A 16,173-nucleotide genomic window follows, 5' to 3' on the forward strand; every position below is an offset into this window, starting at 1 on the left:
AAATTATTACTAACTATTCTGAATAATTAGTAATAATTTTATTTACGAATTTTATTTTTTGGATATAATTACTTTTTATTACTTTTTGTACTGCTTAGTATAATTATATATTAAATCTTTAAAAAATATAATCCTTTTCAATAAAATTTTTGTGGTATATTATTGGAATATTGCTAATATTATGGGTATAAATACTGCTGGCAATAAATTTGCAACTTTTATTTTTGTTACACCAAGAACATTTAATGCTAACCCTATAATAAGCAAACTCCCAATAGCTGACATATTATTTATTACTGTTTCACTTAATATTGATGATAACACCCCTGCTGCTAGAGTTATTGCTCCTTGATAAACAAAAACTGTTCCTGCTGAAAGTAATACTCCTATACCTAAAGTAGAAGTGAAAATAATCGAAGATACTCCATCTAATATCGACTTTGCAAAAAGTGTCGTATGATCTCCTCTAAGTCCACTTTCTAAAGACCCTACAACTGCCATTGCCCCTACGCAAAATAGCAAACTTGCTGTAACAAAACCTTCTGAAATCGATATTTTCCTTTCATTTTTACTTACCTTTGATTCTATTTTTTCACCTAATCTAAATAGCCATTTATCTATATCTATTAACTCACCAATTAAAGCTCCAACTGCAATTGATATTATTGTCATTAATATATTTGTCCCTTTTAAGGCTCCTGAAATACCAATATACAATACACTAAGCCCTAATCCGTGCATTATTGTTGTGCTTATTTTCTCTGATATCTTTCCTTTAACTAACAATCCTATAAAACAACCAATTATTATTGTTATACAATTAACTATAGTTCCTATCATAATTACCTTCTACACCCTCCTTCTTTAGTATTAAATTGCTTTTAAGATTTTATCATATAGTTATTTTCATATCTACATAATATATTATAAATTAAAAATATTAACATTTTATTCAAATATAGCTTTAAAGTTTTCTATATTCATTGGTGCAATTCTTACTCTTTTTAAACTATAGTTACCGTCTTTTATAGTTGCTATTCCACCTTCTGTTGTAACAGCTCCATGTAATCCTAGTTCCTTTGCAACTGAAATTGTTTCATCATCATATCTTCCTACAGGATAGCAAAGAAACTTACTTTCTACAGAAACCTTTTCCCTAAGTGCATTTATACCATCTTTTATAGCTTTTATTTTTTCTTCTCTTGTCATTTTATTTAACTCTCTATGAATGGATGTATGATTTTCTATCCCCATACCATTTGAATGCATTTCTTTTAACATTCCTGAATTCATATAATAACTATCTGCATCTGTATTATTAGTTATTATAAAGAAAGTTCCTTTCATTTTATATTCTTTTAATATTCTGTAAGCATCAGTATAATTATCTGCATATCCATCATCAAATGTTATAGCAATAGGCTTTTTAGGTACTTTTCCTGTTTTAAAGGCTTCTATTACTTCATCAAGTAACATAGGTGTAAATTCTTTTTCCTTAAGCCATTTAATTTCTTCTGTAAATTGTGAAACTGAAACTACTAATCTATTATTTGGATAGCCGTCAGCAATTGAATGATACATTAGAATAGGTATCTTAACCTCCTCTGGCTTCAAAGATAAGTACTCTTTATCTTCTTTTTTCTCTTCTTCTTTTATATCTTCCCTTTCTTTATTACTTTTATCCTCTATTTTATTATCACTTATTAAAGTTTCTTCTTTTTTTTCTTCAATATTATTATTTTTTTTAATCAATTCAAATGACTTATTTTTTATAAATAATCCACAAACTAATACTAGTAAAATTACTAATATTATTTTAATAAATACTTTCACTTTTCCATCTCCTTCCTTTTAAAATATACTTCTCTATTATACTTTCTGTCAATATATGGTCATTTAAATTATACTTTTTTTATTTGTAACTAATTCCTTAATTATTTCTTATTTAATTTATAAATGTTGTTAATAATTATTAAATTCTGTATAATTAATAATTATTAAAAATTATTCTTTGTTAAAGAATAAGCAATTTTAGGAGTGTGTTATATTGTTTGGATATGTAACCCCATTAAAAGCAGAGCTTAAAGTTAAGGATTTTGCTAAATTTAAAAGTTATTATTGTGGTTTATGTTTCCATATAAAAAAAGATTTTGGAAATATACCTAGAATGGCATTAAATTATGATATGACTTTTTTGGCAATACTTTTAGATGCTTTATCTATAGAAGATTCCTCTATAGAAATAAAACGTTGTATGCTTCATCCAACTTCTAAAAAACCAGTTATTAGTAATAATAAAGCCTTATCATATGCTGCAGCAATGAATTTATCACTGTTTTATTATAAACTTTTAGATGATGTAAATGATGATAATAATATTAAAAGTAAATCAATAATGAATTTGCTTTCTCCTTACATGAAAAAAGCAAATAAATCTATAGATAAGATAAATAATATAACAAATATAAATCTTACTAAACTAAATAATTTAGAGAAAAACAAGAACTTTTCCTCTATAGATGAAATATCTCATCCATTTAGCCATATAGTTGGAAATATATTAAAAAGTTATCCTAATCCATTAACTAATGATAATGATGTATTAAGACAAAATCTTTATAACCTTGGTTATACTCTTGGTAAATGGATATATTTAATAGATGCTTTAGATGATTTGAAAGAAGATATAGAAAAAAATAAATTTAATCCTATAAACTTTTTATATAACAAAGATAATCTTCCTTATAAAGAGTTGCTTCCAAAAATTAAAGATAGAATTGAATTTACTATATTAAACTGTTCTTATAATTGTAAAGAATGCCTATTAAAACTTCCATTAAAAAGAAATAATGATATTCTTTTTAATGTTTTAGAATTAGGCATGATGGATAAATATATTAATGTACTAAATAATACAGACGAAAAGAAAAGGAGTGACTTTAATCATGAATCCATATGAAGTTTTAGGTCTTAAACCAGGTGCAAGCCAGGATGAAATAAAAAAGGCATATAGAAGCTTAATTAAACAATATCACCCAGATCAATACGGAGATAATCCATTAAAAGATTTAGCTGAAGAAAAAATGAGAGAAATTAACTCAGCTTATGATGAATTAACTAAGAATGGTGCTTCATCATCTCAAGGTTATAATAACTCTTCTAGTTCTTCTAATAGAACTTATGAATTTAATGAAATAAGAAATCTTATACAACAAGGTAACATGGGTGCTGCTGAAGCCAAATTAAATACTATAACTAATAAAAATGCCGAATGGAATTTTCTATATGGTGTAGTATTAACTAACAAAGGTTGGTTTGATGCTGGAATTAACCATATTACAACTGCCGTAAATATGGAACCAAATAACTTTGAATATAGACAAACCTTAAACTCTTTACATCAAAGAACTAGTTCTTATAGCAACAATTACTATAGAACTACTGGAGGTAATAACCAAAGCACGTGTGACTGTTGCCTTCAACTTTGGTGCTTAGACTCAATATGTGAGTGCATGGGTGGAGATCTTATAGGTTGTTGCTAATACTAATTTAAGAGAGGAGTAAAATTTATGAAAGCAAGGGATATAACCCAAAGTGGTATATTAATAGCTCTAACACTTATTATACTTTACTCAACTTCATTAATCCCAATAAGTACATTAAGCGTTCTTACATTAGCATCTTGTTTAGTCCCTATCGCCATAATGAGAAGTTCTATCAAGAATGGTTTTTTAGTTTATATAGCATCAACATTAATAGGATTCTTATTTATTCCAATTAATATAATTATTTTCTACGGATTATTCTTTGGAATATATGGAATAATAAAATTTTATATAGAGAAAATTAATAAACTGCCATTAGAAATAGCTTTAAAATTAATATTTTTCAACTTAATATTTTTTATAATATTTTTACTTTTAAATAATTTTATAAAAATCAATTTTACTGTTATCCCATTATGGATAATATGTCTTTTAGCACAACCAGTATTTTTAATATTTGATTACGCATTAACACTTATAATTTCTGTTTATTTAGAAAAAATTCATAGACGAATATAGTTAATAAAAATTAGAATTTCAATAATTCTAATTTTTTTATTTTAATATGAATATTAATTATTAATTAAGTATAATTATTGACTATTATGCATATACTATAATATAATATTAGTATATTATATTAAGTTTAGTAAAAGAGGTGTTTTTATGGATGGAATTGCATGTGCATTAAATAAAAAATGTAGAGAATCCAAATCAAAAGAAATTGTTGAAAAAATGGCAGAAGAAGAAAAGGCTTTAGAAGCTATTTACTCTTCAGATAGCAATGAAAATAATAAATAGTTCCTTTATAATTTCTTTAAAAACAAAGTAAATTTACTACCTAAAGAGATATTTCTTTAGAAAAAGATATCAGAAATGATATCTTTTTATTTATTTAGTAACAATATAATATATTATAAATATAATGGTTATAAATCAATATCTTAGGAGTTTTATTAAATGAATTATAATGATGATGATTCTATTTTAGACCCTGAAATCAAGACAGATTCTTTTTACAATTCAGATACTAGACAACCTCCTTTTAACAATTTCCCTATTCCCGGATTTCCTAACATAAATTTTCCTGGAGAAAATTTCCCTGGTTCTCAAATTCAAGGTTCTTCTAATGTTGGTTTAGGTGCTCCACCTCTTTTTGTTCCTTCCAAAAGCGGTTCAGAGGTAGTTCATATGAATTCACTTACTTATGATGGACCTAAAACAAAAGCAGTAAGTCAAAACTCAATACGATTTTGTTTATTTAAATTTATATATATTTGGGAAACAAGCGGTAGAAGATATTGGGCATATCTAATAAATGTTGATAAAGTATCTATATCAGGATTTAGATGGTTCCGTGGTAGATGGGTGTATTTCGGTTTAGATCTTAAGAAAATAGATTCTTTTATATGTTATCGCAGTACATCTCAAGACTCTTGTACAGATAATTATACAAAACCTATTGAAAAAGAAATAAAACTTAGCAGAAAAGAACACTCCTTAAATTCTACAAAGGATATTTATACAAAGACGTTAGCATCACTTGATATTCCTGAAATTAAAGATGATTTTGTTACTGAATCAATCGGTATTGTAGATGATAGCCATTTAACTAGTAAAATACCTTGTATGAAAAGTAGAATAGCAAGCTATAGAATTACTTTAGAGCTTAGCTATCCTTCTAATATTGATAATGATATAAAAGAAAAAATAAATAAAATTGCAAGTGATGCAGCAGAAAAAGCAATTGAAACTTTATCTAAAGAAAGAGCTAGCTCCTCTGAAGCTAATCCATTAGAAAACTTTAATAATTCTATTAAATTAATTAATTCTGCCTTAAGTACTTTTTCTAATAATTTCACTTCAAAACTTAAAGGGATTATACATTCAAAAAATTTATCAAAAAAAATAAATTATTCTATAAGAGAAGAAAAGTTTACAACTGGTTGGACTATAATATAAAAAGGCATGAATTTCATGCCTTTTTATTAATTCTTTATATTTTCTATTCTATATCCTATTTCTTTATTAGCTAATCTATAACCTTCCTCTATCATTTCCTTAGTTGACATCTCTTTACCAAGTAAAGTATCTATTGTTATCTGATTCCTATGACTAAAATATTTATCCAAAATATTTTCTTCAATAGTCTCTTGAGAAATAACTGAATAATCATCTAATATATGCTTAACATTAAATCCATTATTCCTTAAAGCTCTTCCAACTAATATACTCCTATGGCATCTTATAGGATCTTGCATAGCTCCAAGTAATGCGATTTTATATCCTTTTCCACATCCAACCTTTAATCTTTCCATTCCTTTTATAAAATCCTCTTCATATATTACTTTTTCAAAATCTGAATACCCTTCTGAATTATATGATACCTTATTTTCTCTTTTGGCAGCTAATTCCTTTGCCATATAAATATATATAAATCCTTCTTTTGTTAAAGTATATTTTATTGTCTCTTTATCAAATTGAATATTATATTTTGAATAAGGAGTTCCTCTAATATCTACAACACAATTAATATTATAAAAACGTAACATATCTACAAGCTTCTCTACTTTATAATTAGAATGTCCAATTGTAAATATTTCCATATAAAATTCCTTTCTACTAATTAGAAACAATTAACTTTAATACTTCTTCACCATACTTTTCAAATTTCTTTTCTCCCATTCCTCTTATATCTAATAATTCCTCCTTGCTGATCGGTTTCTTATTAGATAATTCTATAAGTGTAGAATCTGAAAAAATTATATATGGCTTAATATTCTCTTTAAAAGCAACTTCTTTTCTCCATACTTTTAACTTATTAAACAGTTCTTTATTAGAAATTTTTTCTTCTATATTTTCTGATAACTTACAAATAACTTTTTCCTTTGACTTTAAAACCTTTATAGATTTATTATTCAACTTAAGCATTGAATATGTTCCATCTTTTAAATTTACATAACCTAAATCTATTAATGTTTTTATTAAATCTCTAATAAACTTACTATTATATTCTCTCATTATTCCATAGGTTGTTAATCTATCTAATTTATTTTGTATTATTTTAGGACCTTTAAATCCTCTTAATATATCTATAAGAACAGAAATACCATATTGTTCTCTTGTTCTATATACACATGATAATATCATTTGTGTTTCTATAGTAAAATCTTTTAATTCATCATTATTAAAACAGTTACTACAATTATTGCAATAATCTCTAGAATTCTTTTCTCCAAAGTACTTTAATATAAAACTCCTATAACAATCAGTGCTTTCACAAAAATCAACCATACTTTGAAGTTTTCTAATATCTATTTCTTTTCTTTCTGATCCAGATGTTGTATATATTAAATATTCTAAAGTTCTAATATCTGATCTATTATAAAGTAAATGACACCCTGTTTTTTCTCCGTCTCTTCCACCTCTACCTATTTCTTGATAATAATTTTCTATATTCTTACAAATAGTAAAATGAATTATATATCTTACATTTGATTTATCTATTCCCATTCCAAAAGCATTTGTTGCTATCATAATAGGAATGTTATCTTTTAAAAATTCATTTTGATAATAGTTTTTTTCTTCATCCTTCAATCCACCATGATATTTAGCTATATTAAATCCTAAATCTTTTAAATAGTAAAACAGTGAATCTACTTCTTTTCTTGTTGCACAATATATAATTCCAGCTTCTTCTTCTCTATCTCTAATAAAATCTTTAACAAACTCTACTTTATCTTCTTCCTTATGAACATATAATGATAAATTTTCCCTATCAAAACTCCCTAAATATGTATATCCATTACTTAAACCTAACAACTTTATAATATCTTTTCTTACTTCTTCTGTTGCCGTTGCTGTAAATGCAGTAACAATTGGTCTCTTATCTAAACTTTTAATAAATGGATCTATGTATCTATAACTTCTTCTAAAGTCATGTCCCCACATAGAAACACAATGAGCTTCATCAATTGCTATTTGGCTTATAGTAAGTTTTCTTAGCATTTTATTAAAATACTCATTTTCTAACCTTTCTGGAGCTATATATAAAAGTTTAATTTCTCCTTTATAACAACTTAATATAATCTCCTTTATTTCCTTCATAGATTGAGTACTATTAATGTATTTAGCACTTATTCCAACATCATTAATACTATCAACTTGATCCTTCATTAAAGATATAAGGGGTGATACTACTAATGTTATTCCATTTAAGATTAATGCAGGTATCTGATAACATATTGATTTTCCTCCACCTGTAGGCATAATACAAAATGCATCTCTCCCTTTTAGTATATTATCAATTATTTCTGATTGTCCTGATCTAAATGAATCATACCCAAAATATTTTTTTAAAACCTCTAATGAATTTTTCATATCTCCCCTCCTTTTTATCTTATTTCCCTTATCTTGATTTTAGTAAATTATATCATAATTATTGACTTTTTGTATTTATATTAAGCATTCTTATTATTTAATAGTTAAATTTAATTAAAATTTTAAATAATATTAAAAAATCTATTGACATATCCTCTCCATAAGACTATACTTACAACATAGCTTAGGAAAGCTTAAAAATTAATATCGCGGGGTGGAGCAGTTGGCAGCTCGTCGGGCTCATAACCCGAAGGTCGTAGGTTCAAGTCCTGCCCCCGCAACCATAAAAAAGTATTATCAAATTTATTTTTGATAATACTTTTTTTAATTCATTTCTTTTTTATTAAAAAATCTCACCTAATACTTCTGTAATTATATCTATAATAATCTCTCCAACTTTTAAACCTATTTTCCCTAATATAGAAAAAATATTTTTATCTTTTTCTTTAACTTCATATTTTTCATTAGCTCTATTTGTACTTTCTATTCTTTTAGGTAATGCTTTTCCATCCTCAGAATTGTATCTATACGCATCTTCATATGTTAATACCTCTCTGTATAAAATGTTACTATTTCCAATTAATTTTTCTATATCTTTATCCATCCTAAATACCCCATTTCAATTTTAAATTTATATTAATATAAATTTAAAATTTTATCTTTAATAACATTTTATACTTATTATATTATTTATATCAAGATTTAAATAAATAATATAATTATATATTTATAAAAATAGTTCTATTTTTAAATAGTTTTTCTCATATCATTATTATTAAAATTTTCTTCTTTTTTAAAGGTTTTTCTATAAAAAATAGTAAAACACACTATTGTTGTAAGAGCTGATGTTATATCTGAAATTGGTTCTGCTAGTAATACAGCTCTTAATTTATTTTCTAAAAATATTGGAAGTATAAATACAAGTGGTACTAATAATACTACTTTTCTTAATAAAGCTATTAAAAGTGATATCTTTGCCTGTCCTAAAGCTAAGAATGTTTGTTGGCATGCCATCTGCACTCCAAATATTCCTATTCCTGCAAAGAAGATTCTTATACTCCATGAAGTAATTTCCACAAGTTCAGGTTTATTATTAAATATACCAACAAAAACTCCTGGGAAAGTCATAAGAAGTAACCACATAATAATAACATAAATTAATGTACTCTTTAGTAAAAGTTTAAATGTACTTTTAACTCTCTCCATATTTTTAGAACCAAAATTATAACTCATAATAGGTTGCGCGCCTTGAGCTAACCCCATAACAGGAAGTATTATTATTTGCATTATGCTACTCATAATAGTCATAGCGCCAACAGCTAAATCCCCACCATACATTTGTAGTTTATTATTTAAACTTATTAGAACTAAACTTTCTGTTGACTGCATTATAAAAGGTGATACACCTAATGCAGTTATTGATAAAATAATACTTAAATTAGGTATCAAATATTTCTTTCTAACTTTAATAACACTTTGTTTTCCAAATAAAAACTTTAATACCCATATAGCAGAAACTATTTGCGCTAATATTGTTGCTAAAGCTGCTCCCTTTACTCCCATATTAAATACAAAGATAAATATAGGATCTAAAACTATATTTATTACAGCTCCTATCATTACAGTAAACATACCTACTTTTGCAAATCCTTGAGTATTTATAAAAGGGTTCATTCCTAAAGCTATTTGAACAAATACAGTTCCTAATAAATAGTAAGTTAAATAATCTATTGAATATTCAATAGTTAATTCACTAGCTCCAAACATCCATAATATAGGTTCTTTAAATATTAAAAATACAATTGTTAAAATACTACCAATTATTAAAAGTGATGAAAAGCTATTACTTAATATTTTTTCTGCTTCGTCATTCTTCTTTTCTCCCATTTTTATAGCTGCTAATGGTGCTCCACCATTTCCTATAAGAGCTGCAAAGGCAGATACTATCATTATAATAGGAAATGCAACTCCAACTCCAGCCATTGCTATATCTCCATTTGGTATTCTACCTATAAATATTCTATCTATTATATTATATAGAACATTTACAAGTTGTGCTATAATAGCTGGAAGTGCTAATCTTACTAAAAGTTTTCCTATTGGTTCTTTCCCCAGATCATTTGTTGTTTTAGTCATTAAATCATCTTCTTTCTAAATAATTTATAATTACACATAAATTTCTTCTGCTTCAATACTATATGATACTACTAAAGATTAACTCAATAAACTTTTTTTATTATTAGATACAAAAAATTAAAAATTAAAAGAAGCAGAAAAAATTTCTACTTCTTTAATTTTTGTGTTCGTGATTTTTTATATGTTCAATACAATAGCATTGTTTTCCACTACATTTAGAACAATATCTAAACTCCATATTTGGATCATCCTTTTCCGTTATTCCACAAACCACACATTTATGAATTGTTTCCTTTTTAGATATTTGAGCATTATACTTTTGCTTTCTCCTATAATTTTTTGCACTATTAGTTCCATCCTTAAAATTACTCTTACCAAAAAATATCAAATAATTAAAAACAGGTGCTAATACGAGAAGCATTCCTCCAATTGATCCTGCTGTAAGGAAATTATATATAATAAATATCCAGTTAAATATAGCTAAATACTTTACTTTTATAGGTATAATAAAAAATAACAACAATTCAAAATCAGGATATATCTTTGCAAAAGCTAAAAATAAAGAAAGGTTTATATATGCTCCAGTAGCTGGCATATCCGTAATAAATGATACTAATATCGTTGAAAGCATTCCTACTAAATAGTAAATATTAAATTTAAAGCTTCCCCATTCATGCTCTAATCCATTCCCTGCTAAATAATAAAAATACAGTCCAAATATTAACCAAAATATAGATCCAGACATAGGTATAAATAGAAATGTTATTAATCTCCAAACTTCACCTTTCATAACTAATTGTGGATTAAGTATTAATTTATTTAAAAAATCATAATTATTAGAAGCATATGTCAGGAAAAATACAAAAGCATTTAATAATACTATATATAACATCAAATTCTTAATACATATATTCCCAAACTTTCTTTCTAATTTATTTAACCAATTCATGCAATACCTCCGTCTTATTTTCTAGTTATTTATATTATATATTAAAAGTATCTAAAAATAGTAAAAATACTTTGAAAATTATTTATTAATATTAATTTCTTTTTAAATTTATTATCTCTTCTTCTGTAAGATAACGCCATTTTCCATATTCAAGTCCTTCAAGCTTAATATTTAATATTCTTATTCTTTCTAATTTAACAACTTTAAATCCAAAAGTCTTACTCATTCTTCTTATTTGCTTATTTAATCCTTGAGTAAGTACAATATTAAATGTATTTTCATCAATTCTCGTAACCTTACAAGGTCTTGTTTTAACTCCATTTAGTTCAACACCTGCTGCCATACCTCTAATAAAATCGTCATTAAAAGGTTTATTTACTGTAACTATATATTCTTTTTCATGCTTATTATCAGATTCTAATATCTCATTTGCTAACTCACCATCATTAGTCATTAATATTAAACCTTGAGATTCTTTATCTAACCTACCTACTGGAAAAATATAATTTGAGTAATTCATAAAATCTATTATATTATTTTCAATTTCTTTAGCCGCTGTGCAAGTAACTCCTATTGGTTTATTTAAAGCTATATATATAACTTCTTTTTTTGAAATAGGCTTATTATCTAATAATATATTATCTTCTTCCTCAACCCACTGTCCTGGTATACAAACTTTACCATTAACTAATATTCTTTCTTCTTCTATTATTCTATTTGCTTCTTTTCTTGAGCAAATACCATAATTACTTAATAATTTATTTATTCTCACTTTTAATGTGTCCTTTCATCAAATGTATACTTTCTTATTTTATTTAAGCTAAAGCTATTATAAATAATAAAAAAAGAAAAATCTACACCTTATAAAATCAAATTAAAAATCCTTCTAGTATCTATTATTAATTATAAATACTAGAAGGATACAGCACTAATAAATTGATGTTTAAATTATCTATTATCACCAGCTTAGTATATTTTGAGTTGCAATATGCTGATATCTTATATATGGGATTACTTTACTTTCTTCATTTATATTATTTGAAAAATATAATATCTCTTCCTCTAACTCTTCAATTACTTCAATATCTTTATTTAAATACTGATTTAATCTAAATATAGTTGAATTAATTCTTTCTTTTATACCACCAAGTCTTATATCTATTACTTCAAAGCCTTGCCCTTTACATTCACTATACCATAACTTCCTAAAAACATTATGAAATTCTTCTAATTTAACACTTAAAGCTGGCAAATCATTATTTAAGATATCTTCTAATTCACTATTATCCCTTGCTACATATGCTTTTCTTAAATCAATACCTATTTCAGATTTTATTGATAAAAAATCACTTATCTTAGCAAATAATTTAAACATTTGATTATAATCACTAGTTTTTGTAGATATTTCTTCATATTTACTAGTAAGCTTCTTATAATAACTCTTTAAATCTAATCCTTCAATATGTTTATCAAAGGCTCCTAATAATATATCCTGATAAATTAAATATTTTGAAGGATTAACTTCCTTCAAATTAGGATATTTAACAGTTGGTATTAAATCTAGTTCTTCTAAAGTTAAGAAATCATTACTTGAAAGTCCTGTTAAAAATTCACATCTTTTATTTAACCATTCATTATCTACAGTGCTATAATATGAATGCTCTGAATATAACATTAATCCTAGTAATATAACATTTAAAGGTGCCTCTGCTCCATCATCACCCCAAGTTGTTACAAAAACTTCATTTATTCCTCTTTCTTTACATTTTTTTAGTGCAGCGTTGGTTGTACTAAATGTTTTTGAATACGTTGGTGCATATCCCATCCATTTCCATGAACCACCTGCAAAAATTATTTTATTATTGAATTGTTCCCTAATTTCAAACAATCTGTCATATTTCTCTTCTTCTGATGTATAGTAATCCCAATATACTAATCCTATTTCCTTCGGTATATTATTTGCTATTTCATCAGTTATTACTGTATTTACATCATAATAACTTCCGTTAGGTGCACCAGCCCTTAAAAACATATCATCCCACATCATAGGTTTAAAATTATATTTTTTAGCTATTTCACATACTTTATTTAAATGCTTAATCATTAAATACTGATGTGATTCATATCCATTCTTAACTATATACTCTCCTCTTCCTAAGTCAAAAGCCTCATCCATACCTATATGACAATTTCCACTTCTAAATACCTGTCTTAACGTACTCATCATTGCTTCTATAAATTTATATGTTTTTTCTTCATCAACTAAAAGTACATCCTGTGTATCTTTCATTCCATTTGCGTATTCCCATTTTAATGTTTGCTTTAAATGAGCTAGGGTTTGGATACATGGTATTACTTCAATTCCTAAGGAGTAAGCATACTCATCTATTTCCTTTAATTCTTTTTTTGTATATTTTCCTCTTAAATATCCAAAATATTCGTATCCATCTAATTCATAAGTGTCTTCTGTATATAACATACATCTACTGTAACCCATTAATGCCATTTTCACTAACATTTTTTTAATTTCTGATACCTTATATACTGCATTTCTCGATGCATCAATCATAGCCCCAACAAATTCTATAGTGGCTTTTTCTTTTATATCAAAATTTTTCTCTCCTAAATTTCTAAATTGAGTATATAATCCTAACGCTCTAAAAAAATGATGTTTTTCTTTATACTTAATATAAGCTTTTTCTCCTTTTAAGATTTCTATAACATTTTCTGAATCTTTACTAAGAATGGATACTTCAATTTCATCCTCTTTAATTAACTCTAAATTGACAATATTACTTATATCTTTATCTATAATGTAGATTGTTTCTTTATCTAATCCATATAACTTCATATTAATTATCTCCCATTTTACTTTATTTTAATATTTATTTCTTTGCTTATTCCAAAGGAACTACTTATTTTAATAGTTGCCCTACTATCATTAAATTTCCCTAAAGTTTTTATCCAAAACCCAATACTACCACCTATTAATGAAACTCCCTTTGGTCCTATTACTTCTATATCACCAATTGTATCTACAGTTATAAATCCTGTTGCATATGGAAGTATATTATTTTTATCATCTACAGCTTTTACAACAACTCTTGTAGCATCAAATTCATTTCCATTAAGTGCATAATCATCAATAATTACCTCTAAATTAAAAACTACTGGATCTGCAGAAAAGCTTTTTTCTATTACTTTTTTCCCTTTTAAATAACCAATAAATTCAGCGGCTGTCCACTTTGCCCCCCAATCACCAACATTTCCTTGTACCTTTATTGGTGGATACTTTAAACTTTTAAGATTTTCCTCTAGATTATTATCATCTCTTTTAAATCTATTAATTGTTTTACCATTAAATTTCAATTCAATCTCATCACAATTTGTACATACGTAGACAGGAAATATTAATCCCCTATTTCTTTCACCTCTAGACCAATAGGTTAATGGATCTAGTACAATCTTCTTATCTGGATCTTCTTGACTTTTATAAATACTAGCAGCCATTTTAGGAATTCTAAACATATCCATTACTCCATGATAACAAATTCTATCCCCAGAACCAAAGTCAAAATGAGTGTTATAATCAAATGCACACCATCCTATAGCTCCTAAATATTCTTCACTCTCTCTTGATTTGCTTAAAACTCTAGCATGCCTTAGTGAATGTTCTATTAGTCTTTCTTCTTGATCAAATTTTTTTGTTGGGTATATATGTCCACAAAATTCAGTTACTAAATAAGGAACTTTTTTCTTAAGTCCCGTTACTGTTTCCCTATCTCTTAAAATTATTTCTTCTCCCCAATGAATAAAATCATTCATTGTATAAATATCTTCTAAAAGTTGACTTTTTTCTATAAATCTAATCCCACATGTCTTCCTACTTTTATCTATACTTCTTGCTAAATCATTAGTTTTTTTGTAAAGTTCTTCATCATCAGAAGATTCATTGATTCTAACCCCCCAACTAATTATAGATGGATGATTATAATCTCTTAAAATCATAGTTTCAATATTACTTATTACCTGCCCTCTCCAATCCTCTCTTTTACTTACAAATTGCCAACCTGGAATTTCTTCAAGAACTAATAGTCCTATTTCATCACATTTATTTAAAAAATGAGGTGATTGAGGATAATGTGAAGTTCTTACTAAATTTAATGCGAGCTCCTCTTTTAATATTTCTGCATCCTTCTCTTGAACTCTCTTTGGCATAGCATATCCAACATACGGATATGATTGATGTCTGTTAAGTCCAAAAATTTTAATTTTTTTATTATTCAAATATACTCCATTTTCTTCTATTTTTAATTCTCTAAATCCTAACTTAATAATATTACTATCTAAAATATTTTCATCATTTGTAATTTTACAACTGGCATTGTATAGATGTTTATTTTCTAAACTCCATAAATTTATATTTTTTAATTTAACACCGTCTAATTCATACCACTCTAAGCCTTGTTTAACTTCAATATGGTAAGTAATTACTTCATTATTAATATTAAATTCTAACTTATAATTTTCACTCTTACTATTATTGTTTATTAATATTCTAGGTGATATATAAACATCCCCAACATCATATTTAATATTTGATACCTTATAATCGTATAAAATATTTTCAATAAAAATATTATTTAATTCATAAAGATAAACATCTCTATATATTCCACCAAAGGTTAGATAATCTATCACTCCTCCAAAAGGTGGAATATCCTCTCTTTCCGTTGAATCAACCTGTAGATATATTTCATTTTCTTCATCATATTTTATATATTCTGTAATTTCTATAAAATGTGGTATGTACCCTCCTTTATATTCTCCTATAATAATATTATTTATAAAAAGTTTAAATGAAGTCATTACACCATCAAACTTTAAAAACAATCTCTTTCCATTACCTTTTATAAATATATTTTTCTTATATTGGGAAATAAATTGATACGTTTTTTCTTTAAAATAATTATATGGTATTTCTTTATTTGTATGAGGTATATTTACTATCTCATACTCATTACTTTCATTATCTTTATATAGCCAACTATTATTAATTAAAATCTTATGATTTGAAATCATACTATATTTCACCTACCTATAAACTTAAATTTATACTTCTATATTAATAAATATAAATTTAAGAGAGTGTAAATTATAATA

Annotated in this window: 15 protein-coding genes and 1 tRNA gene; 6 read left to right on the plus strand and 10 right to left on the minus strand. The window is 25.8% G+C overall.

From position 1 onward, the window contains the following. Positions 1–159: 159 nt before the first annotated feature. A complete protein-coding gene (locus ACYQ1T_RS01610) occupies positions 160–840 on the minus strand; it encodes a DUF554 domain-containing protein (protein WP_459831044.1) in 681 nt (226 codons plus the stop codon). 108 nt (positions 841–948) lie between these two features. Further along, the gene (locus tag ACYQ1T_RS01615; protein ID WP_459831046.1) at positions 949–1,833 is read right to left on the minus strand and encodes a polysaccharide deacetylase family protein; all 885 of its coding nucleotides are present in this window, start codon (positions 1,831–1,833) and stop codon (positions 949–951) included. Between the two features lie 214 nt (positions 1,834–2,047). On the opposite strand from ACYQ1T_RS01615, the gene ACYQ1T_RS01620 reads away from it, so the two are divergent. From ACYQ1T_RS01620 to ACYQ1T_RS01640, 5 genes are all read left to right on the plus strand, one after another. Continuing rightward, entirely contained in the window at positions 2,048–2,959 is a 912-nt protein-coding gene (locus tag ACYQ1T_RS01620) for a DUF5685 family protein (protein WP_459831047.1), read from the plus strand. Then, complete coding sequence (locus tag ACYQ1T_RS01625; RefSeq protein WP_459831048.1) at positions 2,946–3,542, plus strand: J domain-containing protein; 597 nt, start codon at positions 2,946–2,948, stop codon at positions 3,540–3,542. The genes ACYQ1T_RS01620 and ACYQ1T_RS01625 overlap by 14 nt, the downstream gene beginning before the upstream one ends. Positions 3,543–3,569: 27 nt before the next feature. Further along, a complete protein-coding gene (locus ACYQ1T_RS01630; protein WP_459831050.1) occupies positions 3,570–4,064 on the plus strand; it encodes a hypothetical protein in 495 nt (164 codons plus the stop codon). A gap of 147 nt (positions 4,065–4,211) precedes the next feature. Further along, entirely contained in the window at positions 4,212–4,346 is a 135-nt protein-coding gene (locus ACYQ1T_RS01635; protein ID WP_459831051.1) for a hypothetical protein, read from the plus strand. 159 nt (positions 4,347–4,505) lie between these two features. Next, positions 4,506–5,507, plus strand: coding sequence for a hypothetical protein (locus ACYQ1T_RS01640; RefSeq protein WP_459831052.1), 1,002 nt, complete (start codon positions 4,506–4,508; stop codon positions 5,505–5,507). 26 nt (positions 5,508–5,533) lie between these two features. On the opposite strand, the gene ACYQ1T_RS01645 is transcribed toward ACYQ1T_RS01640, so the two are convergent. Next, positions 5,534–6,151: a DUF488 domain-containing protein gene (locus ACYQ1T_RS01645; protein ID WP_459831053.1), complete on the minus strand. Its 618-nt coding sequence runs from the start codon at positions 6,149–6,151 to the stop codon at positions 5,534–5,536. A 16-nt stretch (positions 6,152–6,167) separates the two neighbouring features. Further along, the gene (gene recQ / locus ACYQ1T_RS01650) at positions 6,168–7,925 is read right to left on the minus strand and encodes a DNA helicase RecQ (RefSeq protein WP_459831054.1); all 1,758 of its coding nucleotides are present in this window, start codon (positions 7,923–7,925) and stop codon (positions 6,168–6,170) included. Between the two features lie 208 nt (positions 7,926–8,133). On the opposite strand from recQ, the gene ACYQ1T_RS01655 reads away from it, so the two are divergent. Next, positions 8,134–8,209 (plus strand) — tRNA-Met (locus ACYQ1T_RS01655). 59 nt (positions 8,210–8,268) lie between these two features. On the opposite strand, the gene ACYQ1T_RS01660 is transcribed toward ACYQ1T_RS01655, so the two are convergent. The 6 genes from ACYQ1T_RS01660 to ACYQ1T_RS01685 form a co-directional block, all read right to left on the minus strand. Continuing rightward, complete coding sequence (locus ACYQ1T_RS01660) at positions 8,269–8,529, minus strand: hypothetical protein (protein WP_459831055.1); 261 nt, start codon at positions 8,527–8,529, stop codon at positions 8,269–8,271. A 143-nt stretch (positions 8,530–8,672) separates the two neighbouring features. Beyond that, entirely contained in the window at positions 8,673–10,061 is a 1,389-nt protein-coding gene (locus ACYQ1T_RS01665; protein ID WP_459831056.1) for an MATE family efflux transporter, read from the minus strand. Between the two features lie 154 nt (positions 10,062–10,215). After that, positions 10,216–11,010, minus strand: coding sequence for a rhomboid family intramembrane serine protease (locus ACYQ1T_RS01670; protein ID WP_459831057.1), 795 nt, complete (start codon positions 11,008–11,010; stop codon positions 10,216–10,218). A 91-nt stretch (positions 11,011–11,101) separates the two neighbouring features. Continuing rightward, entirely contained in the window at positions 11,102–11,782 is a 681-nt protein-coding gene (locus ACYQ1T_RS01675; RefSeq protein WP_459831058.1) for a pseudouridine synthase, read from the minus strand. Between the two features lie 186 nt (positions 11,783–11,968). Beyond that, entirely contained in the window at positions 11,969–13,861 is a 1,893-nt protein-coding gene (locus ACYQ1T_RS01680) for a beta-N-acetylhexosaminidase (RefSeq protein WP_459831060.1), read from the minus strand. A gap of 17 nt (positions 13,862–13,878) precedes the next feature. After that, positions 13,879–16,092, minus strand: coding sequence for a glycoside hydrolase family 2 protein (locus tag ACYQ1T_RS01685; protein WP_459831061.1), 2,214 nt, complete (start codon positions 16,090–16,092; stop codon positions 13,879–13,881). Positions 16,093–16,173: the final 81 nt, after the last annotated feature.

It is taken from the genome of Clostridium carnis, from assembly GCF_054657435.1.